Consider the following 24,127-nt stretch of genomic DNA (forward strand, 5'->3'; position numbering starts at 1 on the left):
ACCCGAAGCCGATCCTTCCCTAACCGGCGCTTCCACCCGGACGGCCCCTTCGTCTAGCGGTTAGGACGCGGCCCTTTCACGGCTGAAACACGGGTTCGATTCCCGTAGGGGTCACCATCGTCAAGCGGGAAATGGCGGAGCAGCGCCGTTTTGGACGATGTGCGCAGATTGCATCCCACATTTCGTCCCACAGAATTTTGAAGCTCTTCTGGCTCGCGATGAGATGTCTTGAGCGGCCATAATGATGCCCAGGCGAAACTTACTCTGAACTGCTTGCCTGACGGCGGCTCGTAGGTTGCGTTAGAGCCCGAACTGTATGGACAGTGAATCAAGAATCCCGCCCTTCATCCGCACACTGAAGCTTCGCTTCAGTGCCGAAGATCTTGCTTACGCCCATGATGATTCGCGATTGCGCATGTCGTTGCGCGCTGCAATAAATCTTTCAGGGGGGATCATGAAGGTCGAGGAAAGCGGAGATGCGCTCCTGCGGGCTGGCGCCGGTGCGATTGCGCAATGGCGCAACGAAAATATGGGAATGGTCATTGAGGCGCGATCGGCCATTATTTCCGATTTGCTCCTATCCGGTGCTGACCTGTCGGGGGCCGATCTCCGAAAATCCCATTTTCTCCGATGCAACATGAGTCATGTGCAGTTTGCAAACTGCAATCTTGATGATGCCACTTTCGAAGACTGCCAACTCGATAATGCTGATTTTCGGACGGCCTCGACACGGCGAACACGGATCATGGCTCGCAGCATCGACGGGGCCCGGTTCGGAGCGAGCCCAACGCTTGCTCGCCTCGCTCACCTGGCCGTTTCTGATCCGGGGCGGCAATCGGTCACAGTCGATCGGAACGCGGTGCGCTGGGTGGATCGTTGGCTAAGCTGGGACCGGCTACGGGTCTTGGCTGCCATCAGGATCTTCGTACCAGCCTATGTGTCTCTGACGCTAACCGTTCTCTATCTGAACGTGATCGCGTGGTACAATTCAGCGATTGATGTCATCGGCGCAGCGCTCGTGCATATCGGGGGGATCAGCGCGACGACAACTCTTCCTCATGCGAATCCCAGCTGGACGCAAATGCTCGTCCTTCTGAATTTCGTTTTCCTGGCGATCGCCGCTACCAGCTTTCTAGGTTGTCCAGCACGGATCGTTGAATTCAGCCGCGAGAGGTGGTGCCATGAACTTAACAAGACTGAACTCTTTTACGATATTGCAAGCTGGCATAGCCCTGTCCTTCGCGTAGTGTGTTCGTTTTCGCTCCTGATCGGCGGCGCGCTTAGCAGCTTCCTTCTCATACGCGCTGTAATCCAACAAACAGCATTCATTGTTCAGCACCTTGGCTGACGGAAGGTTCCCATGCCATTACGGATCAACGCGACGTCGATCGCCGGCATTGTCGACGACAAACTGCCGAGAAACGACTTTTCGGTCGATATCCATCGTCTTGTCGATGTTCTTCGGAACATCATAAAGATTGATCCAAGTACAAGCGCGCTTGAATTCCAGCGACGGATGTCGGGGGAGATTGCAGTAGGAATATCCGCCGCCGAACGACTTCTCGACGATTCTTCCGGCTCGGCAATCCACGTCTCCGCGATCAACTCGTTAGAGCGATTTGCAATTCTCCATTATGTGTCTGTCCAGCGCGCATTCCTGAAAGGACTCGAGGAAGCGGTAGTCGCGATCAAGTTCGACCCTGAGGTTCGAGACGCACCTATTCGTCCCGAGAAGGCGCGATTGCCACATCAAGATCTTAACCGAGTCGCCGAGCATTGTCTTAGCCTTGACGTTCCATATACTTTGACCATCAACCCGGTCTCGCAACTCGGCGACTATTACTTGGAACAGTATCGAAGCGTGGCGACCATGCTCGGGCACATTCTCACTGGCTGGAAAGGCCCAAGGGAATTCAGTCCGTCGACCGAGGTCGCTATCACTGAATACAAAAACTGGCTCACTAGCGGTTTGCTCGCGGTCCGGTCCGTGACATCCTATCTCAATTACGAACAACAAAGTGCGCCCCGCACCGTCGTCAACGACGATGTCCACGGCATCTCGGTGGCGCTCAGAGACTGGCTTCGCGCAAACACCGAAATGAGCCAGCGCAAGAAGGACATGTGGCAAACATATCGGCGAACACTGTCGGAACTGCCCGACGGCAAGGACACCATGTTCGCGGAGAATTTTGGCGTCCGCAAGGTGTTCGTTCAGCCGCTCGCGTCGTATCAGGTCGCCGGCGTTAAGCAGAAATCTGAGCCGCCGATCATCACCGACGTCGCGGGCTTGGTCGGAACGCTCATAAGCGATCGCACTGAGGGGGACGATCTGATCCTGTTGGCGGGCGGTCCAGGGTCCGGCAAGTCAACATTGTGTCGGATTCTCGCCAGCGAACTTGCCGCAAATGACAATGTCCACCCTGTCTTCCTGAGGCTTCGTCGGCTCCAGGAGAGCGGTGACATACGGGGCTTCATCGAGTCTCAGCTACAAGCGCTTGGACTAATCGACAAGGTTGCCGATCTCGCCTCAGTACCAAATCTTGTACTAATTCTTGATGGTTTCGACGAGCTCGTCATGGCGAGCCGGGCGAAGCTCCGCGAATTCTTCAATGCTCTGAAGGAGGATCTGTCAACGGGGCCTTTGCGGCATGCCAAAGCCATAGTTTCGGGTCGTGACACGCTGTTTCCTAACGGCAACGGCCTTCCGATGGGCGCCCATCTGATTTCGCTGCAGCCATTTGATCGCGCTCGGATTGCAGCGTGGAGTAAAAAGTGGCGCGACCAACATGAGCTAGACACGGTTCAGAATTTCTTCCCTGAGACGCTGGTCGCCGAACAGGGCGGTCGTGGACACAATAGTTCGCCTCTTGAGCATCTCGTGTCGTGGCCTCTCACCCTTCACCTCGTCGCTCGCGCCCACACGTCTGGATCGATCGACCTAGACCCCAAAAAAGCCAACCAAGTCGAGAAGGCTGTTCTCTACAGGTCGATCGTTGCCGACACCGCACTTCGCCAGGACGACCAGACGGGCGGGCGCAATCGCCTTTCTCCTGATCAGATGCGCCGTTTTGTCCGCGCCATAGCATGGGAGATGTACAGCACGGGCCGTGAGGCGCTTGACGTCACTGAAGGTCTGCCGATCCTCCGCTCAATTCTCCCCGAGGCGACAGAATCCGACCTGTCAGAGCTGGCGGACGTCACCATCGTCAACCAGCCTGAACTCACGAAGGGAGAGGAGACGGGCTTCGAATTCGTGCACAAAAGCTTTTCAGAGTATTTCGCGGCAGAGACTATCGCGACACGAATCGAAGAGGCTTGCTTTAAGGTTACTGAATGGGGCGGCACTGAGAAGTCGTGGCGGATGAGCGTCAAGGAAGCGACTTCCGCTCTCTCTGCCCTGTTCTCGATGCGGCTTCTGACCGCTGAGGTTCAAGAGATGCTCGAGCCGATGCTCGACAGTTTTCAAGCCTTCCTTAGCAACATTAATAAAGCAGGCGACTTTGACCCGGATGAGATGCCCGGAAGTTTGCTCGCCAAGCTCGAGCGAATGGAGGAGTTGCTTCACGCGTTTTCCGCAGGCGGCTTACTGGGGGAGGTTTCCGGCAGCCCACAGCAGCGCCGCTCTACTACAAGCGACTTAGAAAGCTTCGCGAATTACGCGTCGGGCCTCCTCTTCGTAGCGGTAGCGCTAACGCGCCGGCTGGAGGTTCATGCCGCGCCAATCGCCCGCCCAGTGAGATTAGCGTCCGCGACCTTGCTGCGTACGCTCCACATCGTCCTTGCCGGAGACGTCGTTATCGACTGGGCATATGCTCGTCGCGGGCTCTCAAGGCTCGACGTTCGGCGGGACGACAAGGAAGGAACAGAGATAGGGTACCCGCCCATCGCGCCCATTCTTTTAAGTGACGTTCGCGGCCTAAGCACGCATTTGGAAGAGGCGCTACTGGCTCTCGATAGCCAGGTTACGGCGCTAGAACTCGAGAATATCATCCTTACGGCCATGATAGGCCTGAATGGCGCCCATGCTAATCCATCAATCGGCTTTAGACATATGCGCTATGATCACCGGGTTCGGTATGGAAACGGGCCCATGGATTATCTCGAACGTGTAGTCACGCTTCGTGACCGTGATCGCTACGACATGGCGCATAGGATGGAGCGCAATCTCTACGAGATGGTAGACCGCTTCCGCGGCAACTACGGTGGAAGTATGCCTCCTTCCTCGGCAGTCGGCGACGCTATTGGTTATCTTCGAGAGGCTAGCTTGGACGCTCGCCACCGGGGCATGCATCGGGGTGAATTATACGACCTCGCGGAAAGGATCCTGAGATCGCTTATTGGGGTTGAACCGCCGCGCCCGCGCCGACCGAAGAAATCGAAGCCCGCCGCCAGTCAGTGATTATCAAGCGCATTGGCGTGATGGGCGACAGGCATCGGAGGCTTTCGCTCGCAATGCTCTCGCCATCCGGTGGCGAATAGTGAACCGCCACCTCGTCTGCTTTTGCTTCCCAAGGAAATTACGGCGCGGCCGACGGCCGGTAGTTTAGAGCGCGTTGCAAATCTGCGTTGAAAGCCAAGCATATTCAAACCAGTCGATGGCGCTGCATTATCTCGCCGTCCTCCAATCAGCCGTTTCAGCAACAAAGGCAGCGTACAATCGGCGGTACTGCCAGCGCTAAGGTTGTTGATTTTACTTGCGAATTCACCGGAGGCGACGGCGCGCCCCGCGCGGAGACGGCCTAAATTCGCCAATCTCCACCACCATTTGCACACCAGCAGACGGCGGTGCTTTTATCTCGCCGTCCTCTAACCGGCCTCTCACCAAGAAACGGCAGCGTACAATCGGCGGTCCTGCCAGCGCGAAAAGTGTTGGAAATTCTCGCAAATTTGCGCGTAGCGACGGCGCCCTGCACCCGGAGGCGGCGGATATTCTGCAAGTTATACAACCATATGCGCCCAGACCGACGGCGGCGCTTTTATCTTGCCGTCCACCCAGACCGCCCTCTCCAGGGACGACCCGAGGCCAAATTCCCGCGATCCTGGATCACTACCGCGAGACGCTGGTTTCTGATTTGATCGCCCGAGGTCAGCTGCAGGATGGTCGATGGAAGAACAAGCTTTCATGGTTTGGGCGCAGGACAACAACGGGGATCACCACCTGTTCGCGGCCAATGATCTTGAGCGCGCAGTCATCGACTTCCACAGCATGAAAGAGCGCTATGGTAACGCACTGCCGAATGAAGAGCTCGGGGATGCGATCGGATTGGTCGCGACCGCGTGACGCAAAACCGCTACGAGGACGATCAGACTCTTCGTGAAATCGAGTGCGCGAGGCTTACGCTGACAAGCGGCGTTCGCACACCTGACCGACCAGTCCTTGCAAAGCCGTGACGCGTTCGGCCAGCCAGCGCAATTCCTCCTCGGTGATCTCGTAATGTGGCGAGTAGCGCGCATTCACGTAGGCCTGCCGCAACAACTCGAAACAGCGGCGGCTGAATTTGTCCGCGCGAGGCCACGCCGCGATCAACTCGGGGGCGATTTCCTCGGCATGCGAGCGGAGGAAATTCAGCTTGTGGGATTTGGGGCTGTAGAGCGTCAAAACGAGTAACGCGCAATGATAGAAGCGCTCCGCTGATTGGTGGAGATTGAAAGCTGCCTCATTCCTATCGCCACGCTCCGTCAGGAAGCGAGCCGATGCAAGGAAGGCATCTGCGCTGGGAAACCACTTGTCGAAGTGCTGCTGAGCCTCGATGCGCGCTTGCTCGGGCGGCAGGTCGCGGGGCTGCGCGAAGGGGAACCCCTCGGCCTCGCAGAGCGCGATACCCTGGCTCACGATATCGGCGAAGAACGGTCGCCCTTTCTCAAGCTGCGCGTTCACATCGGTGAGCGAATGCACGATAAAATTGACAGGGGCGCTGAGTGCCTTGGTGATGGTCGTATCACGCATCAGCCGGTCCTCGGCGGCGGACCAAAATTCGAACTCGGTCAGGCGCTCGTCATTGACGACAATGAGTATGTCGTAATCGGACTGGTAGCCGCCGATAGGGTCGTCAACCCAGTCGCCGCGCGCGAATGAGCCGTACAGGACGATCTTGAAGATGCGACGGGCCTTCTTCCAGTCCTTGGTGCCGATCGCGTGCGCGGCTTCGAACTCCTCGACCAGTACGCGCGCGACATGGGCAAGTTCGCGCTGCCGCGAGGCTGGAAGATGGTCGAGAGAGGTCCGCAACATTGTACCTGAACCTGTGGCATGCGCGGACGCGAAGGCAAGGCCTATCGCGTCCGCGTGGGTTTAGCCTTCGGCGCTGGCCTGCATCAGACAGCACATGGCATCGGCGATCCGCCGCTCTACCTCGGGCAGGTCGATTGCCAGCCGTTCACCGATCTCGCGATAGCCGAGGCTATTGAGCCGATGCAGCAAGAATACCTCGCGCGTGACGGGGTCCATTTGCAGCACGGTGCGCTCCATCCGGGCCAGCTCGGGGCTGATGCGCGGAGCCCGACGCCAGAACCTCCACCTCATCTTCCTTCCTCCTTCCTTCAAACCGACACGGCCCCGGAAAAGGGGGTGGGCAAGGAGCGAACCGGCAGTCCCGCCGGCAGAGGCGGGCCGCACCCGCAGGGCCGCAGCGAAGCGGAGGACCCGGCGCAGCCGGGTTGCGGCACGCCGCGGCGGGACTAGAGGGTAGCGGCGCCCACCCCCTTGGCCGCGGCCGCAACGGGCGCCATCGCGCAGCGATGTCCGCATGCCGGATCGAAGATCCGGCGCCGCGTCAGTGATCGTTACCCGAACGGGCCGAGACGCGCAGCGACTCGGCGGCGCGCAGCGCCGTAGAGCGCGGCCGTGCGCCAGCGCGGGACGCCATGACCCTGAGTGCGCGCCCAAGGAAGCTACGCCACGGCTTGTTCCTCTAACCCACAGTTCGACGGTCAACTGTTTTGCTTGTGTGACTACGGCGACGTGAGATGCAGGAGCCGTCAAACCAAGAGGCGTTTTATGACCGACAGTATCGACCGCATCTTGCGACTTGACGCGGTTCTCGAACGCACGGGTCTCAGCCGATCGACGCTCTACCGGCGGATTGCAGACGGTCGCTTCCCGAAACAGATCGCCATCAGCACCCGGTGCGCGGGATGGCGTGAGTCAGCGATTGCCGCCTGGTTGCGAAATCCGATGTCCTACGAGGCCTTTCGCGACGACAGGTAAGCGCCCCAATTTTAGCCGATCAGGTCGGCCAAGCGCGATCCTCAAACCCGCCATTCGTTCATCGCTTCGGGCAGGAGTTGGAGAGGCCGACGATGGGGACATTGCGACTGTCCTCTTTCGGAGTGTCATTGTGTCGATAGCGGACGTCAGGAACCAAGCCTAAACCTGTCATCAACGCGATGACCATCCAATCTGACCGCAATATCCACAATCACCCTTCTCGCCCGATATCGAGAATGGAGCTAACATACGGGCCTGTTGTCGGCTTGCGTGAAGCGTCGGCAAGACGCGAACGCGGGGGATGAGGATGCATTTGAAGAAGCTGGCTGTCCGCAACTTTCGTAGGTTGCAGGATGTCGTCATCGATCTCGCTTCCGATATTTCGATTTTCGTCGGCGCCAACAACAGTGGAAAGACCTCGGTGGGGCACGCGCTTCAGCTTTTCACCGGGCATGGTCGCTTCAACATCCACGATTTTAGCGCGGAGTTGTGGCCGAGTATCGTCGCGTTCGGCGCCGGTGAGGAAGGCGCTGCGCTGCCGACCGTGGAAGTCGATGTCTGGCTGGAGATCGGCGCTGAGGACGTCCATCGCGCGATCGATTTGCTGCCGAGCCTCGCGTGGGAAAGCACGCTTGTCGGGATGCGAGTCGCCTATGCTCCGATCGATCCCGAGGCCACCCGCGCGAGATATACCGAAGCCCGCGAACGCGCCCTCGCCGCAGTTGATAAGGACGAGCACGATGTGCCGGTGTTCGACCCGGCGCCACGCCACCTACGCGATTACCTGCGCAATCATCTGAACGACGAATATGAGCTACGCTACTTCGTGCTCGATCCGGCGAAGTTCGACGCCAATATGGTCGCCGAAGCGGAATATGTTCCGGCATCGCTCGCTGGACGAGATCAAAGCGGACGCGAGATTTTGAACAGCATTCTCCGGATCGATTTCCTCAATGCCCAGCGTCACTTGTCGGATAGTCCCGGAGGCGCCCGGGCGGAGGACCTGTCGCGCGTGCTCAGTCGCTTCTACGGCCGCAATCTTGAGCAAAGGGGTGAGGATCTCGACGCCCTCCGGGCGCTCGCCGCGTCCGAGGTTTCGCTCAATGAGCATCTCGAGCGCGTGTTCGAGCCTACTCTCAGGAGCCTCGCCAAGCTCGGCTATCCAGGACTGTCGAACCCGCGGATGATGATACGATCGGCGCTCGATCCCGCGCAAATTATGAGCAGCCGCGACGGCGCGCTGGTCCACTACGCGCTGGGTCCAGATGATGGCGCGCCCGATCCACCGACGCTGCCCGACCGCTACAATGGGCTGGGATTTAAGAACCTCATTTTCATGGTGGTCGAGCTTCTCGACTTGCACGCCCAGTGGCTGGCAATCGAGGAGGACCGCCCGCCGGTCCATCTGATCTTCATCGAGGAGCCCGAGGCGCATCTCCACGCCCAGTTACAGCAGGCCTTCATCCGCAAGGTCATGGACATCCTTGCGCTCAAGGGCGCTGAACGCACCGCCTATACGAGCCAGGTCGTCGTCACCACGCATTCGACTCATATTCTCTATGAGCGCGGCTTTCGTCCAATCCGCTATTTCCGGCGCGGCCGGACAGAAGCGACCTCGACTTCGGACGTGCTCAATCTCTCCGTCTTCTATGACAGCACCGATCCCGACGTTCGCACCTTCCTCGAACGCTACCTCAAGCTCGCGCATTGCGATCTCTTCTTCGCCGATGCCGCCGTCCTCGTTGAAGGCAATGTCGAGCGATTGCTATTGCCACAGATGATCGAAACCGCCGCGCCGCGGCTCCAGTCGACCTATCTGACGATCCTCGAGATCGGGGGCGCGTTCGGCTATCGCTTCAAGGCGCTGATCGAATTCCTCGGTCTCACCACTCTCATCATCACAGATCTCGACAGTGTCTTCGGCCCGCCGGCTGAGCCGGAGGCAGGTGTCGAGGCGCCTGCACCCGCAGGAGGCGGCGCTGTGCAGGGCGCTGAGGACGCCGCCGTGGCGGACGCAGATGAAGACGAGGACGAAGACGGGGAAGCGGCCGGTCAGCTACCGGCTGAAAAGCCGGGCAAGGCGTGCATCGCCGGTCATCCGGGAGCGGCGACCTCCAATCAGACGCTTCTGCAATGGCTCCCGAAATGCGGCACCATCGCAGCGCTGTGGGAGGCGACTGCCGACGACAAGACGCAGGCGCGTGCCAACGACAACGATGCCCTTGTGCGCGTTGCCTATCAATGCCGCACCGATGTGACTTGGGGTGGCGACACACTCTCGTTGGCAGGCCGCACGCTCGAGGAAGCGTTCGCGCTCGAGAATCTCGACTGGTGCCAGCACAAGGATCGAAAGCCGCTCCAGCTCCGCATCGCCAAGAATGATGAGAAGGATCTCGGCGAGCTGGCTCGCCGCATTCACAAGCGCGTTCAGGCGAAAAGCTTCAGCAAGACCGACTTCGCCCTCGCGTTGCTCGCCGAAGACCCAACAACTTGGGTTGTGCCGGAATACATCGCTGACGGCCTTCGCTGGCTCGAAGCGGAAATCGCACCCCCGGACCCCGAGCCCGAGCCCGACGACGAGGCGGACGCGGAAGAGGTGGCTGGCGCCGGGGCCGACGCCCTTGCCGCGCCTGAGCCGGATGGCGAGGTTGCCGCGTGACCAGCCGCATCGGCAGCCCCGACACGCCGGCGGACATCGAGGTCCGCGCCTGCCTCGACCGCAAAATCCCGCGCTCGTTCGTGATGGTTGCGGGCGCCGGCTCGGGCAAGACAACTTCGTTGATCAAGGCGCTCGATCACCTTGCCCGGACCCGAGGTCCGGCGCTGCGCCGCGCGGGGCAGCAAATTGCCTGCATCACGTATACCGAGGTCGCAGTCGGCGAGATCTCCGATGATGTCGGCGTCTCGCCGCTGTTCCACATCTCCACGATCCACAGCTTCCTGTGGTCGGTGATCCGGCCATTCCAGAGCGATATCGCAACCTGGGTCGGCATCCGCATTGAGGAGAAGATCGCTGAGCGCCGCGAACATTACGATAGGCCGCGCACGCAGGCGCGAACCAAGGCACGGCTGGAGGTCGAGATCGCCGAGCTCGAAGGCCAGCTCGCCGCGATCGGCGCCGTCGAAAAGTTCATCTACGGCACCGGCAGCAGCTATGCCGAAGGTATTCTTGGCCATGACGATGTGTTGAAGCTGACGCCCTATTGCGTTGGCGCCCATCCGCTGCTGCGACGTGTCTTCGCCAGCCGCTTTCCGTTCATTTTTGTCGACGAAAGCCAGGACACCAATCCCGAAGTCGTCGAAGCGCTGCGCGCGATCGAGGCCGAGCAGCCGCGCCTGTGTGTCGGCTTCTTCGGCGACCCCATGCAGAAGATCTACATGAGCGGCACCGGTGCCGTCGCGCTCGGCGCTGGCTGGGCTGAGATCAGCAAGCCTGAGAACTTTCGCTGCCCAACCTCTGTCCTCGGTGTGGTCAATGCGATCCGGGCCGCGGGCGACGGCCTAGTTCAGACCCGCGGCCGCCGGATCAAGGTCGGCGATGTCGAGCAGCCCATCGTCGGCACCGCAAATCTCTTCGTTCTCCCGGCCGACGATCAGCGCAGTGCCCGCCTCGCTGCGGTCCGAACATGGCTCGCCGGAGAGACCGACGACGCGCTCTGGCTGAGCGACGCACCCGAGGGCGATGTTCGGCTGCTGGTGCTGGTGCATCGCATGGCGGCAACGCGGCTTGGATTTCCAAACCTCTATTCCGCGCTCAACGACCGTGCGCCGATGAGCCTCAGCGAAGGGATCGCCGATGGCTCCGCTTGGCCGCTACGACCGGTCGCGCAGCATATTCTGCCTTTGGTCATGGCCGCTCGCGGGGGTGACCGCTTCACCGTCATGTCGATCCTGCGCAGCGAAAGCCCAAGGCTCGAACCGGAGCGTCTGCGCGGATTGCCGGCGGCTCCGATCCTGACCGGTCTTCAAAAGGCGCTCGACGCTTTGGTCGAGATGCTCGCGGATGGGTCACAAGCCACGGTGCGACAGCTGATGCGGCATGTCCGCGACACCCAATTGCTGCGCCTCGACGACCGGTTTGGGCCGCATCTGGTGGACGAGCCGGTTGATGACGGCAGCAGCGGCTTCTCCAACATACAGGCTTTCCTCGCCTGCCAGATCGATGAGCTCTGGGCCTATCGGCGCTATTTCACCGAAGAATCGCCGTTCGCGACCCATCACGGCGTGAAGGGTGCGCAGTTTGAGCGCGTTCTGGTCGTCGTTGACGACGAAGAAGCGGCTTTTCACCAATACTCCTACGGCAAGTACTTCGGTTATGCGCCGCTGTCGGACAGTGACCAGGCGAAGATCGATGCGGGCGAGGAGACGGTGCTCGATCGCACGCGGCGTCTCTTCTACGTCTGCTGTTCGCGCGCGATGAAGGATTTGGCGGTCGTGCTTTTCGTGCCCGACGTGGCCGCGGCGAGCGCTGCGATCGCCGCGAAGAACCTGTTCCCGCAGGCGTCAATACATGGCCTCGACGTGCTGGCCTAATCGTAGCAAAAAATGGCCGCTTTCAGTAAGATGAAAATCACCCCGAGCGGCCGAGATTGGGTCGGAAGCTGTCGGTCTGCTTCGCGACCCAATTCGGGCCATTCGCGGCAACCGTCGGCGATCCCGAAGGCAGCCATTCTTTCATCTTGCCACCCGAACCCCAGCCGGGTCGGCAGCGAGGCACTGGACTTGAGGATCGAGTCAATCGTGACGTTAGGTGCGCCCGCATCTTGGAAGCAGAGCGCGGTGGGGACTGCGAGAACGCTGATTTAGCGGCAGATCCGGGCGAGCCCAGATGATGGCCAGGATCGATTGAGAAACGGGCGCGGGGGCAGTGGTTAACTGTTCACGCCGAGTACAGGATTTGGCGCGCCTATATTGCATCTCCGCTCGCAATCACCATGTTGAATGATGCGAGCGCATGTGCTCGCGCAAGACGAGGGCCGAAATGGCGCTTCGCGGACCGAAGTTTAAGATCATCACCAAGCAGGGGAAGGTCTTTCTCTATCGGCTTAGTATTCCCCTTTGGCGCGGCTCGCTCAAGATACACTTGATCGTGAATGACGATGTGGGCGATCCGCACATCCATCCTTGGGAATTTTCCACCTTCCTGCTGCTCGGCGCCTACAAAGAATGGGTCGATAGCGCGATCGTGAGGCATTGGCCGTTCGCGCTGGTCCGCTATGGCCGCGCCAAACGTCACAAGGTGATACTGTATCGGCTGTTCGGGGTAAAGCTGCCGTGCCTTACCGTCGGCCGCTACTCGGAAAAGGTGCAGCCCTGGTGCCAGCAGACCCAGCTCTGCGATCTCTGTGCGCCGCATGGGGAGTGTCTCGATAAGATATATTGGCGCGAGCGCGGCCTGGCTAATGCGTTGGACAAGGGGACAGAAGTTGAGCCGGCAGAGCCGGTGACGGTCGAGAAGGTTTAGCGCGACGATGGGCGTGGGGGCAACTTGATGCGGACCGATGCGGCGGGGATTCTCGGCGAGCTCGGTGTCGATTTCAAGCGCGCGGTCCAGTTCCTCAAGGTCGATTGCCGGCTCCCTCAGGGCTTTGAGTCCCAGACCGTCGGGCTTGGCGTGCGCAGCGCCACCACTTCGGGCATCGTTTCCTATGTCCTAGCTTCGCTTGGCGTGCTGTCGGAGAGCGAAAAGGCGCAGCTAATCGATGAATTGCTCGCCTTTCGCATTGAGGACGGCCGACCGCATTCCTACGGCCACCTGCGTCCCAATTCTTGGGCGACCTGGCAGCTGGTCGCCGGCCTGCTCGCGCTCGGTGCCGACATTCGCTCGGTGACGCCGATCGTCGACGCCGCGATCGAGCGCTACCAGACTGGCGTCGGCGGCTGGTGCTTCAGCAGCTCGCTCGACGAGCGGCTGCCTTATGCGATCTATCCGGTCGTCTGCATGAGCAGGCTGATCCGGATGGGCAGGGTCGAATATGTCGCGCCTCTGGAGCTAACGGCTTCGTATCTGCGCAACTATGTATCCCCGACTGCCACCGAGCGGCTGATCTGCGCGGGCCTACTCGGTTTGGCGAGCGAGGCACCGGGCGGGCGCTATGCTGCGGATTTGGGGGAGATCGATTTGTCGCGGATCATCTCGAGCGAGTTCGGGCACTATGGCACGATCGAGTTCACCACCGCGCCGTTCAGCATGCGGGTCTACACGCCTGCGCTCTATTTGATCACCCGGCGTCTGCTCGGGGTCGAGCATCCGCTTTCGCGCTACTTCCTCGCCTATCTGTCGCGCAGCGTCCTCGACGGCAGGGCGTGGACGCATGTCGTGACCGGCAGCCCAACCGAGCCGAGTTCCTTTTGCAGCGCGCTGGCGCTGCTCAGCATCTGCCGTGGCGCGTCAGACCTCGCCGCGAGAGGCCGCTCCGCCGATTTTGTCAACCCGCCTCTGGAGGATTTGCGCATGATGGTGGCCAATGCCAGTCCGCCGGCCAAGATCTTCGTCTCCTATTCCTCGCGCGACGAGGCGACCGCCAGCCGGATCGTCGAGCGCTTGAAGGCGCTGGGCTTTGCGGTGATCTACGCCGAGACCGATCTCCTGGTCGGGGATTCGATCCCAGGCTATATCAACGACGCCCTGACCAACATGGACTATCTCGTCCTGCTGATGTCGCCGGCCTCGGTCGCCTCAGTGTTCGTCCGCGATGAGTTCGAAGGCGCCAAGTCGCTCGAATGGGCAAGGCGCCGGGTGACGATCTTGCCAGCGCTGATCGAGGAATGCCAGATCCCGGCGATCCTGGCGCCCAAGAAATATGCAGATTTCCGTGGGTCATTCGATCTCGGCATGCAACAGTTACTCAAGTCCCTGGGAGCGCGACATGACCAGAGAAGACGGGATCCATAGAATCGAGGCCCATGTATCCGGAGTGTGCATCTCGTCTGAGGGGCACGACCGGGTGTTGCTAGGCAAGCGTGCCGACTGGCGCCAGCTCTTCCCCAGCCATTGGGAATGCGGCGGCGGTCAAGTGCTGCTCAACCAGAGTTTCGATGAAGCGGTTCGTGCGCATCTGCATGACGAGTTTGGACTGACTATCGGCACAGTGCAGCCATTCTGCACCTACGCGATCCAACTAAGCGATGGTGGGGTCATTCCGGGCTTGCGTTTCGTTTGCCCGATCTCGCCGGAGGCGCAGGTGACCATCGATAATCGGCAGATCGTCGAATTCGCGTGGGTGCCGCTTGAGAAGCTCCCAGACTATAGGACAATCCCCGGGCTCGCCGAGGAGATTCTAGAAGGCGCGCGTGTGCTCCGGGCGAGCGGCAGTCGGGTGTAGGATCTGCGTCTTGCACGGGCGATGCCGTGTGTACACGGGGTTGCCGACTATGCACTGGATGCCATGCAGAGCTTTGGCCAACGTCAAGCGAGCAAGAAGTTTGCCCAATCGCTCATCAATGCTCGCCGCCGCTCGAAAAAGTCGGTTCGTCTGTAAGCCGCTTCGACCGCATTGGTGATCCGGTGCGCAAGCGCTTTGTCGGCAACCTCTTTCGGGACGTTCGTGCACTCGGCAACCCAGTCGGTGAACGTGCTGCGAAAGCCATGCACGGTGGCATTCTCGACCTTCATGTCTCGCAGTACCTTGAGCATGGTCATATCGCTGATCGGTTTGTCGCCTCCGAAACTGAACAACAGGCTTTCCGGCGTCACTTTCCCATGGAGTTCCTGGTGACGCTGCCGGAGCGACCGCAGCAGCTTCACGGCGGCCGGTGCGAGCGGAATGACGTGCGCTTCCTTCATCTTCATCCTAGCCGCCGGGATCGACCAGACCGCCCTTTCGAGATCAAACTCTCCCCAAGTTGCCTTGCGCGTCTCGTTCGAGCGGACGGCAGTGAGAATCGTCAGCCGAAGTGCGTCGCGCCCCAGCGTCGATGGGAGAGCCGAAAGCGTCCGTATGAAGGCTGGTGCATCCTCATGCGGCATCGCCGCCCTGTGCGTTACTTGGTGGGTCTGGCGGGGCAGCCCGCGCGTCACCGAGCGCAGCGACACCTCTTCCGGCACCAATCCTTTGATGTGAGCATAGTCCAGCACGGTGCCGATCCGTTGCAGCACGCGCTTGGCGGTATCTGGAATTGTCAGCCAGATCGGCTCCAGCACGGTCAGGACGGCGGCGCTATCGATCGCGGTTACGGCCTTGCTGCCGATAAGCGGGAAGACGTGGCGTTCAAAGCTCGACATCCACGAAGCATGCCGCTGGTCCTTCCAGCCACCCTTCATCGCGTCATAGCAATCGCGCGCGACCTTCTCGAAAGTCGGCGCGGATTTGCGGGTCGCTCGGCGCTTCGATGCGGGATCGAGGCCCGCACGGATCGTCTTCCGCATGTTCGCGGCGAGAATGCGCGCATCGGAAAGAGATACGTCGTGTGCAGGCCCCAATCCGAAGTCTCGGCGCCGCCCCGCATGCTGCATCCGCAGCACCCAGGATCGTGTTCCGCTTTCGCGAACGAGCAGGTATAATCCGTGTGCGTCTGCATGCCTTCCGGGTCCGGCATGCTTGACCCTCAAGCTGGTCAACGCCATCTGAAACTCCGTTCTGAAGTCCCACATCGCGTCCCACGTTTTGACCCGGATTTAGCGAGAAACTGTGGGACGAGCTGGCCCGACAGTTTTCAACTAATTCATTTCAGATCAATAGGTTGAGCCGTCCTGAGGGTTCCTGGAATTTCAGAACGCTATCCGTAGGGGTCACCATCTCACTAAAACCAACGACGTAAGCTCGAAATCGAGGCGTTTGCATCGCAACGTCGGCTTACAGTTTTTGGCAGAGCGCCCGCGGTGAAGCGAAGGCATGGACCTTCCGCAGCTCATCGTTTTAGCACGCGCGAAGGATGGCGGCTGTCATCCGCCTTCACCTTCCGGCATCTTTAGAAGCGTTTCATCGAACCTTAAAGTGAATGAGGCGCCGCCCGCGTCGTTATTCGACGCGGAAACGCCAATTCCCATCGCATCGGCAAAGCCCTTCACGATCGCCAGCCCCAAGCCGCTCCCGCCCCGGCGGTCGTCGCCGCGACCCTGGGCGAAGGTTTCGAAGACCCGCTTTTCGCTGCCATGCGGAAGGCCCGCGCCTTGGTCGCGGATCGAGAGGAGGACGGCGTTGGGCTCGCGGCTCCCGATGATGGTGATGGTGCCGGCCTCGCTGCCATGCTGGGCTGCGTTGGCAAGCAGGTTGATCAGGATATGGTGGAGGAGCGTCGGATCAGCGGTGACGAGCGGCAAAGTTGGCTGCACGTCGAACGCGATGGCGTGCGCGCGCAGCAGATCTTTCAGGTCATGCACCGCGCTGGCAATCGCGTCCGTGAGGTCGATGGGCTCAGGAGACAATTTCAGCGCCCCGGAATCGATGCGGACCATATCGACTAGATTGTCGAGGAAGCGCCGGAGCCGTGCGACTTCGGTCTTGGCGAGAGATGCTTCCGGCGATGTCGGACTCTCGGCGGCGATGGCGTCGATCGCGGTGGCGACCGAGGTGAGGGGCGTGCGCAGGTCGTGGCCGATCGAAGACAGCAGCGCCGCGCGCAGCCGGTCGCGCTCCTTGAGCATGGTGACTTCGCGCAACTGGTCTTCCAGCCGCAGCCGCTCATGCGCGAGCGCAGCCTGGCCGAGCAGCGTCGAGAGCAGCACCGCGCGATCCGCGGTGACCGGCTCGCGACCGTCCTCGCGCGACAGGCCGATCACCGCGAGTACGCCGATCGAGGTCTTTAGCGGATGGAACTGCCAATCGGCGGCGTTGAGCGTGGTTGTCCCCGCGCCGGCAGGCTCGCCGCGGCCCCAAGTCCATTCGGCGGCGGCTTCGTTGACCGGACCGAGCGTCGCTGCATCGGGGCAGGATGCAACCGGCACCAACTTCCCGTCGCGGCGATTGAGCAGGATCGCCTGCACACCCAGAAGTCCCGAGAACTCCTCGCATACGATCCGGCTGGTCTCGTCCCAGTCGGAGACCCGGGCCAGCGTCTGGCCGAAGGAGGCGACGGCCGCATTCTCCTGCGCGCTGCGTGCGCCAAGCGTCGCGCGCGTCTTGAGGCGATCGGCAAGGTTCGCGGTGAACGCGGCGATCGCGATCAGCACGAACATCGTCAGCACGCTCTGTGGATCGGCTATGGTGAAGGTGTAGAGCGGGAGCAGGAAGAAGAAATTATAGGCCAATGCGGAAGCGATTCCGGCCAAAAGCCCCGGTCGCAGCCCATAGCGGCCCGATACGAAGATCACCGGCAAGAGATAGATCAGATCGACGCCGCCTGCGCCTATCCACGGCTCGAGGAGCTTGCCGAGCAAGGTCGTCATGCCAACGCTGGCCGCGATGACCGCATAGCCGGCGGGATTGCCCCAGACAGCGGCGCGTCGTGGCGCGGTTGCGGCGGGGGCGGCCTCGCCGCTGGCCGGGATGACATGTACTGCCAGCCCGTCGCTTGCGCGCAGCATCGCGCTGACGACCGAACCGTGGCGCAGCTCAAACCACCAGCTGCGCACCGATTTTCCGATGACCAGCTGGGTCGCGCGCATACCATTGATATGGGTGGCCAGACCTTCGATCACGCTTTCGGCGGGCAGGGTGGCGATGGTCGCGCCGAGGCTGGCGGCGAGGCGCAGCGTGTCTGCGATCCGGCGCTTCTGGTTCTCGTCGAAACCCTGCGAACGCGGCGTTTCTATGTAGACGGCCTGCCAAGGCGCGCGCAGCGCATCGGCCAGCCGCTTGGCGGCGCGGACGATGGCATCGGAGCCGGGCAGTTCGCTGACCGCGACCAGCACACGCTCGCCGCCGGCATAGGTGCCGGGCAGGGCTCCGGCGGCGAGATCGTCAAGTAGCGCCTGATCAACGCTGAGCGCAGCGCGGCGAAGCGCCATTTCGCGCAGCGCGGAGAGATTGGGCTTGGAAAAGAAATGGCCGAGCGCGCGGCTGGCTTCGGCGGGGATATAGACCTTGCCCTGCTTCAGCCGCTCGATCAGCTCGTCGGGCGGCAGATCGACGACTTCGATCTCGGCCCCGTCGAACACGCTGTCGGGCACGGTCTCGCGCACGCGGACCTTGGTGAAGCTTCCCACCACATCGTTGAGGCTTTCGACATGCTGGACGTTGAGCGTGGTATAGACGTCCACGCCCGCGTCGAGCAGTTCCATCACGTCCTGCCAGCGCTTCGGATGGCGGCTGCCCGGAACATTGGTGTGGGCGAACTCGTCGACCAGCGCGAGGGCCGGGCGCCGCGCCAGAACGGCGTCCAGGTCCATCTCGTCCAGCGTGTGACCCAGATATTCGATCGCGCGTCGCGGGACGATTTCGAACGGCTCGGTCAGCGCCTGGGTCTCGGCGCGACCGTGCGTCTCGACCACCGCGACGACGACATCCAGGCCTGCCCGCATCCGTTCGGTGCCCTCACGCAGCATCTCGAAAGTCTTGCCGACACCGGGCGCTGCCCCGAGGAAGATTTTGAGCTTGCCGCGTGCCTCGCGCTGCGCCGCACGCAACAGGGCTTCGGGTGAGGGCCGACTTTCCATTGCCAACGCAGATACGCGCGTGCGCGCCCGGACGCCATTCGAAGTGCGCGATCTATATGGAATCTTAATGCCCGCGGGCAGCATTCGCCGTCGAACCTTAATGGCCATCGCGCCTAATTGCCCTCCCGATCATCCTCGGGAGTCCTCCCCATGCAAGACCTTATCTGGCTCGCGACCCTCGCGGGCCTGTTCGTGGCGACGCTCGCCTATGTCCGTTTGTGCGACGAGGCATGAGATGGGCATTCACCTGATCCTCGCCGGGCTCACCGCGCTCGCCCTTCTTCTTTACCTCGTCGCCGTGCTGATCCGGCCCGAGAAATTCTAAGCCGGAGCACAGACCATGACCATTCAGGGCTGGGCTTTGATCCTGGCATTCGTCGCCATCCTCGTCGCGCTGGCCAAGCCGGTGGGGGGATGGCTGTTCGCACTCTAGGAGGGCCGCCGCACGCCGCTCCACGCGGTGCTGGGCCCGGTCGAGCGCGGCTTCTACCGGCTCGCCGGGATCGACCCCGAGGCCGAGATGGGCTGGCGGCGCTATGCGCTCCACATGCTCGCCTTCCAGCTGGCGACCTTGCTGTTCACCTATGCGATCCTGCGCCTGCAGGGCGTGCTGCCTATGAACCCGCGCGGGCTTGCGGGGCTCGGTGCGGACGGCGCGATGAACACCGCGATCAGCTTCACCACCAACACCAACTGGCAATGGTATTCGGGGGAGGCCGCGATCTCCAACCTCAGCCAGATGCTGGGGCTGACGATCCATAATTTCCTGAGCGGCGCGACCGGCATCGCCATCGCGTTCGCGCTGTTCCGCGGCTTCGCCCGGCGCCAGGCGAGCGGGATCGGCAACTTCTGGGCGGATATGACGCGGGTGACGCTCTATCTGCTGCTGCCGATCTGCGTGGTCTATGCGCTCTACCTGATCGCCAGCGGGGTGCCGCAGACCTTTGTGTCGAGCATCGACGCCACCACGCTGGAGGGCGCGAAGCAGACGCTGGTGATGGGGCCGATCGCCTCGCAGGAAGCGATCAAGATGCTCGGCACCAATGGCGGCGGCTTCGTCAACGCCAATTCGGCGCACCCGTTCGAGAATCCGGGCGCGCTGACCAACTTCGTCCAGATGCTCTCGATCTTTCTGATCGGCGTGGGCCTCACCAACACATTCGGCCGCGCGGTGGGCAAACAGCGCCAGGGCTGGGCGATCCTGTCGGCGATGCTGGTGCTGTTCGTCGCGGGCACCGCGGTGATCTATTGGCAGGAAGCCGCGGGCACTCCGGTGCTCCACAATCTCGGCGTGGCCGGGGGCAATATGGAGGGCAAGGAGGTCCGCTTCGGCATCGCCGCCTCCTCGCTGTTCGCCGCGGTCACCACCGCCGCCTCGTGCGGCGCTGTCAACGCGATGCATGACAGCTTCACCGCGCTGGGCGGAATGATCCCGCTGTTCAACATGCAGCTGGGCGAGGTCGTGATCGGCGGCGTTGGTGCGGGAATCTATGGCTTCCTGCTCTTCGCGATCCTCGCGGTGTTCGTTGCCGGGCTGATGGTGGGGCGCACGCCCGAATATGTCGGCAAGAAGATCGAGAGCCGCGAAGTGAAGTTCGCGGTGCTGGCGATCGCGGTGCTGCCGCTGTGCATCCTCGGCTTCACTGCGCTCGCCTCTGTATTGCCGCAGGGGCTGGCCGGGCCGCTCAACAAGGGGCCGCACCGCTTCAGCGAGATCCTCTACGCCTTCACCTCCGCGACCGCGAACAACGGATCGGCGTTTGGCGGCATCACATCGGGCACGCCCTTCTACAATGGCCTGCTGGGTGCCGCGATGTGGCTGGGGCGGTTCTTTGTGATCGTGCCGACGCTGGCCATCGCCGGAAGCCTGGCGGCCAAGAAATACACGCCTGAATCGGCGGGCTCGTTCCCGACCACCGGCCTGCTGTGGTCGGGCTGCTGATCGGCATCGTCCTGATCGTCGGCGGGATCACTTTCCTCCCGAGCCTCGCGCTCGGTCCGATCGCCGATCATCTCGCCATGATCTCCGGCCAGCTCTTCTAAAGGCGCACAAGATGACCACCAATTCCATTTTCTCGGCCGAGTTGATCCTCCCTGCGACCGGCGACGCGTTCAAGAAGCTCGACCCGCGCCAGCTGGTCCGCAATCCGATACTGTTCACCACTGCCGTGGTCGCGCTGCTGCTCACCGTGCTGCTCGCCATCGGTGGCGAGAGCCTGTCGACCCCGTTCCAGGCCCAGCTGATCGTCTGGCTATGGCTGACGGTGCTGTTCGGCACCTTTGCCGAAGCGCTGGCCGAGGGGCGCGGGCGGGCGCAGGCGGCGTCGCTGCGCGCCACCAAGTCCGAGTTGCAGGCCAAGCGCCTGATCGGCGTCGGCGATGCCTATGAAATGCTGGGCGCGGCACGGCTGGCGAGGGGAGATGTGGTGCTGGTCGAGACCGGCGATCTGATCCCCGGCGATGGCGCGGTGATCGAAGGTGTCGCATCGGTCAACGAAGCCACGATCACCGGCGAAAGCGCCCCCGTAATCCGCGAGGCGGGCGGCGACCGCTCGGCGGTGACGGCAGGTACGCGCGTCATTTCCGATCGCATCAAGGTCCGCGTAACCCAGGAGCCGGGGCAGGGCTTTCTCGACCGGATGATCGCGCTGGTTGAAGGCGCCGAGCGGCAGAAGACGCCCAACGAGATCGCGCTGACCATCCTGCTCGTCGGGCTGACGGTCATCTTCCTGATCGCCGTCGCCACCATTCCAGGCTTCGCCTCCTATGCCGGCGGCGCGGTTCCCGTCGCGATCCTCGCGGCGCTGCTCATCACGCTGATCCCGACGACGATCGCTGCCCTGCTATCCGCCATCGGCATCGCGGGCATGGACCGGCTGGTGCGCTTCAACGTGCTGGCCAAATCGGGCCGCGCGGTGGAGGCCGCGGGCGATATCGACGTGCTGCTGCTCGACAAGACCGGCACGATCACCATCGGCGACCGGCAGGCAGGCGCGTTCCACCGGCTTACCGGGGTGGGCGCGGATACGCTGGCGACCGCTGTCCTGCTCGCCAGCCTGGCGGACGAGACGCCCGAGGGCCGATCGATCGTAGCGCTGGCGCAGGGCAAATATGCGATCCGCACCAGCGTGCTTCCCGCGGATGCCGAAGTCATTCCCTTCACCGCGCAGACCCGCATCTCCGGGGTTCGCACGCTGGGCAGCCTGATCCAGAAGGGCGCTGTCGATGCCGTGCTGCGCGCGCATCGCGGCGTGGGCCAGACCCCGGCCGCCGCCGAGTTGCGCCGGATAACCGACGAGATCGCCCGTGCCGGCCAGACCCCGCTGGCCGTGGCGCGAGACGGGCGGCTGCTCGGCGTGATCGCATTGAAGGACGTCATCAAGGCCGGCGTGCGCGAACGCTTCGCCGAACTGCGCCGCTTGGGCATCCGCACCGTGATGATCACCGGCGACAACCCGCTCACCGCCGCCGCCATCGCCGCCGAGGCGGGAGTCGACGATTTCCTCGCCGAAGCGACGCCGGAGGACAAGCTGGCGCTGATCCGCAAGGAGCAGCAGGGCGGGCGGCTGGTGGCGATGTGCGGCGACGGCACCAACGATGCGCCCGCGCTCGCCCAGTCCGATGTCGGCGTGGCGATGAACACCGGCACCCAGGCGGCGCGCGAGGCCGGCAACATGGTCGATCTCGACAGCGATCCGACCAAGCTCATCGAGATCGTCGGGCTGGGCAAGCAATTGCTGATGACGCGCGGCGCGCTCACCACCTTCTCGGTCGCCAATGACGTCGCCAAATATTTCGCGATCATCCCGGCGATGTTCGTCGCGCTCTATCCGGGGCTTGGCGTGCTCAACGTGATGCAGCTCGCCTCGCCCGAGAGTGCGATCCTGTCGGCGATCATCTTCAACGCGCTGATCATCCCCTGCCTCGTGCCGCTGGCGCTCCGGGGCGTGACCTACAAGCCGATGGGCGCCGGGCCGCTGCTGGCGCGCAACCTCGCCATCTACGGGCTGGGCGGGCTGGTCGCGCCGTTCCTCGGCATCAAGCTGATCGACCTCGCCGTCACCGGCCTCCACCTCGCCTGAGGACAGACAGATGCTCAACGATTTCAAGACCGCGCTGCGCCCCGCGCTGGTGTTCACCCTGATCTTCGCCGCGCTGCTCGGGCTCGCCTATCCGGCGCTGCTCACCGGGATCGGCCAGGCGCTGTTCCCGCACCAGGCGAATGGCAGCCTGATCCGCGAGGATGGCAAGGTGATCGGCTCCGAGCTGATCGGCCAGAAATTCGCCGGCGCGCGCTATTTCCACGGCCGCCCCTCCGCCGCCGGCAGCGACGGGTACGACGCCGCCTCGGCCGGATCGAACCTCGGCCCCGCGAGCCGGGCGCTCGCCGACCGGGTCAAGGCCGATGCCGAGGCGCTTCGCCAAACACCAGGAAGTTCGGTTCCCGCCGATCTGGTGACCACCTCCGCCTCGGGGCTTGACCCCCATATCAGCCCCGAGGCGGCCCTTTCGCAGGTGGATCGCGTCGCCAAGACGCGGGGGCAAAGCCCGCAGGCGCTGCGCGATCTGGTCGCCCGGCATGTCGAGGGGGCGCTGCTCGGCTTCCTTGGCGAGCCGCGCGTCAATGTCCTCGCCTTGAACCGGGCGCTCGACCGGCTCTAGACAGGCGCATGGCCCAGCCGACCAAGGCCCTGATCGTCGAGGACGATACCCATATCCGCCGCCTGCTCCGCGCCGCGCTAACCCGCGCCGGGCATGCGGTGGTCGAGGCCTCGACGGCGCGGGAGGGGCTGTCGCTGCTCGACATCGACAAGCCCGATGCGGTGCTGCTCGATCTCGGCCTGCCCGATCGCGACGGGCTCGAACCGATCCAGCCGATCAAGGCGCGCTCGGACGCGACGCTGCTGGTGGTATCGGCGCGCGAGGATGTGAGCGAAAAGGTCGCGGCGCTCGATCTGGGGGCGGACGATTACCTGACCAAGCCGTTCGACACCGAAGAGCTGCTCGCCCGGCTCAGAACTACCCTGCGTCACCGGCTGCGTGACAGCACCGACCAAGCGCAGGTCGTGATCGGAGACGTCGAGATTGATCTTGCGCATCGGCGAGTTCGTCGCGCCGGGAAAGAAGTGCACCTATCTCCCAAGGAGTATGAGGTGCTCGCCGAACTGACGAAGCGTCCCGATCGCGTTATCAGCCACGCCCACCTCCTTAGCGCGGTCTGGGGGCGCGCGTATGAGGTTCGCGTCGATTACCTGAGAATCGTGGTGCGCAATCTGCGCCAGAAGCTGGAGGTTGACCCGGCGCGACCAAGCCTGATCAGGAACGAGCCAGGCGTAGGCTATCGAATAACGATCGGTTGATTCCGTTCGCCGACGATCGAGCTG

At 62.4% G+C, this 24,127-nt stretch carries 17 protein-coding genes, 1 tRNA gene and 1 pseudogene; 15 read left to right on the plus strand and 4 right to left on the minus strand.

Going from position 1 to position 24,127, the window contains the following annotated elements; translation table 11 throughout:
- Nucleotides 1–42: 42 nt before the first annotated feature.
- From SSO01S_RS02165 to SSO01S_RS17435, 4 genes are all read left to right on the plus strand, one after another.
- Nucleotides 43–117: transfer RNA gene (locus SSO01S_RS02165), tRNA-Glu, on the plus strand.
- Between the two features lie 199 nt (nucleotides 118–316).
- Nucleotides 317–1,348, plus strand: coding sequence for a pentapeptide repeat-containing protein (locus SSO01S_RS02170; RefSeq protein ID WP_083942789.1), 1,032 nt, complete (start codon nucleotides 317–319; stop codon nucleotides 1,346–1,348).
- A gap of 12 nt (nucleotides 1,349–1,360) precedes the next feature.
- The gene (locus SSO01S_RS02180; protein WP_083942790.1) at nucleotides 1,361–4,399 is read left to right on the plus strand and encodes an NACHT domain-containing protein; all 3,039 of its coding nucleotides are present in this window, start codon (nucleotides 1,361–1,363) and stop codon (nucleotides 4,397–4,399) included.
- Between the two features lie 705 nt (nucleotides 4,400–5,104).
- Complete coding sequence (locus SSO01S_RS17435) at nucleotides 5,105–5,281, plus strand: hypothetical protein (protein ID WP_157073592.1); 177 nt, start codon at nucleotides 5,105–5,107, stop codon at nucleotides 5,279–5,281.
- Between the two features lie 54 nt (nucleotides 5,282–5,335).
- Here SSO01S_RS17435 and SSO01S_RS02185 read toward each other — a convergent pair whose 3' ends face one another.
- Entirely contained in the window at nucleotides 5,336–6,229 is an 894-nt protein-coding gene (locus SSO01S_RS02185; protein WP_066795168.1) for a HEPN domain-containing protein, read from the minus strand.
- A 63-nt stretch (nucleotides 6,230–6,292) separates the two neighbouring features.
- On the minus strand, nucleotides 6,293–6,523 hold the full coding sequence (locus SSO01S_RS17850) for a sigma factor-like helix-turn-helix DNA-binding protein (protein ID WP_245646551.1): 231 nt from the start codon (nucleotides 6,521–6,523) through the stop codon (nucleotides 6,293–6,295).
- 474 nt (nucleotides 6,524–6,997) lie between these two features.
- On the opposite strand from SSO01S_RS17850, the gene SSO01S_RS02190 reads away from it, so the two are divergent.
- From SSO01S_RS02190 to SSO01S_RS02215, 6 genes are all read left to right on the plus strand, one after another.
- Nucleotides 6,998–7,207 carry a helix-turn-helix transcriptional regulator gene (locus tag SSO01S_RS02190; protein WP_066794501.1) on the plus strand — a complete coding sequence of 70 codons (210 nt, stop codon included), beginning with the start codon at nucleotides 6,998–7,000 and terminating at the stop codon, nucleotides 7,205–7,207.
- A 301-nt stretch (nucleotides 7,208–7,508) separates the two neighbouring features.
- A complete protein-coding gene (locus SSO01S_RS02195; RefSeq protein WP_245646552.1) occupies nucleotides 7,509–9,866 on the plus strand; it encodes an ATP-dependent nuclease in 2,358 nt (785 codons plus the stop codon).
- An 83-nt stretch (nucleotides 9,867–9,949) separates the two neighbouring features.
- On the plus strand, nucleotides 9,950–11,740 hold the full coding sequence (locus SSO01S_RS02200) for a UvrD-helicase domain-containing protein (RefSeq protein ID WP_281178668.1): 1,791 nt from the start codon (nucleotides 9,950–9,952) through the stop codon (nucleotides 11,738–11,740).
- 448 nt (nucleotides 11,741–12,188) lie between these two features.
- Nucleotides 12,189–12,671, plus strand: a complete 483-nt coding sequence (locus SSO01S_RS02205; protein WP_157073593.1) for a hypothetical protein — start codon at nucleotides 12,189–12,191, stop codon at nucleotides 12,669–12,671.
- Between the two features lie 27 nt (nucleotides 12,672–12,698).
- Complete coding sequence (locus SSO01S_RS02210) at nucleotides 12,699–14,102, plus strand: toll/interleukin-1 receptor domain-containing protein (protein ID WP_066794511.1); 1,404 nt, start codon at nucleotides 12,699–12,701, stop codon at nucleotides 14,100–14,102.
- Complete coding sequence (locus SSO01S_RS02215) at nucleotides 14,077–14,532, plus strand: NUDIX hydrolase (RefSeq protein ID WP_066794514.1); 456 nt, start codon at nucleotides 14,077–14,079, stop codon at nucleotides 14,530–14,532. Before SSO01S_RS02210 ends, SSO01S_RS02215 begins: the two co-directional genes overlap by 26 nt.
- Nucleotides 14,533–14,615: 83 nt before the next feature.
- Here the strand turns inward: SSO01S_RS02215 and SSO01S_RS02220 are convergent, their stop codons facing one another.
- Together SSO01S_RS02220 and SSO01S_RS02225 are read right to left on the minus strand one after the other, a co-directional pair.
- Nucleotides 14,616–15,800: a tyrosine-type recombinase/integrase gene (locus SSO01S_RS02220; RefSeq protein ID WP_369404236.1), complete on the minus strand. Its 1,185-nt coding sequence runs from the start codon at nucleotides 15,798–15,800 to the stop codon at nucleotides 14,616–14,618.
- Between the two features lie 291 nt (nucleotides 15,801–16,091).
- Complete coding sequence (locus SSO01S_RS02225) at nucleotides 16,092–18,743, minus strand: DUF4118 domain-containing protein (protein WP_066795173.1); 2,652 nt, start codon at nucleotides 18,741–18,743, stop codon at nucleotides 16,092–16,094.
- Between the two features lie 235 nt (nucleotides 18,744–18,978).
- On the opposite strand from SSO01S_RS02225, the gene kdpF reads away from it, so the two are divergent.
- The 5 genes and pseudogenes from kdpF to SSO01S_RS02250 all read left to right on the plus strand — a co-directional run bounded on the left by kdpF (nucleotide 18,979) and on the right by SSO01S_RS02250 (nucleotide 24,103).
- A complete protein-coding gene (kdpF, locus tag SSO01S_RS17440; RefSeq protein ID WP_066794523.1) occupies nucleotides 18,979–19,068 on the plus strand; it encodes a K(+)-transporting ATPase subunit F in 90 nt (29 codons plus the stop codon).
- 135 nt (nucleotides 19,069–19,203) lie between these two features.
- Nucleotides 19,204–20,786: pseudogene (kdpA, locus tag SSO01S_RS02235) on the plus strand (potassium-transporting ATPase subunit KdpA).
- A gap of 11 nt (nucleotides 20,787–20,797) precedes the next feature.
- Entirely contained in the window at nucleotides 20,798–22,825 is a 2,028-nt protein-coding gene (gene kdpB / locus SSO01S_RS02240) for a potassium-transporting ATPase subunit KdpB (protein WP_066794526.1), read from the plus strand.
- A 10-nt stretch (nucleotides 22,826–22,835) separates the two neighbouring features.
- A complete protein-coding gene (gene kdpC, locus SSO01S_RS02245; protein WP_066794529.1) occupies nucleotides 22,836–23,405 on the plus strand; it encodes a potassium-transporting ATPase subunit KdpC in 570 nt (189 codons plus the stop codon).
- An 8-nt stretch (nucleotides 23,406–23,413) separates the two neighbouring features.
- On the plus strand, nucleotides 23,414–24,103 hold the full coding sequence (locus SSO01S_RS02250; RefSeq protein WP_066794532.1) for a response regulator: 690 nt from the start codon (nucleotides 23,414–23,416) through the stop codon (nucleotides 24,101–24,103).
- Nucleotides 24,104–24,127: the final 24 nt, after the last annotated feature.

Origin of the sequence: Sphingomonas soli NBRC 100801, from assembly GCF_001591025.1 — a bacterium.
Taxonomy (GTDB): domain Bacteria; phylum Pseudomonadota; class Alphaproteobacteria; order Sphingomonadales; family Sphingomonadaceae; genus Sphingomonas; species Sphingomonas soli.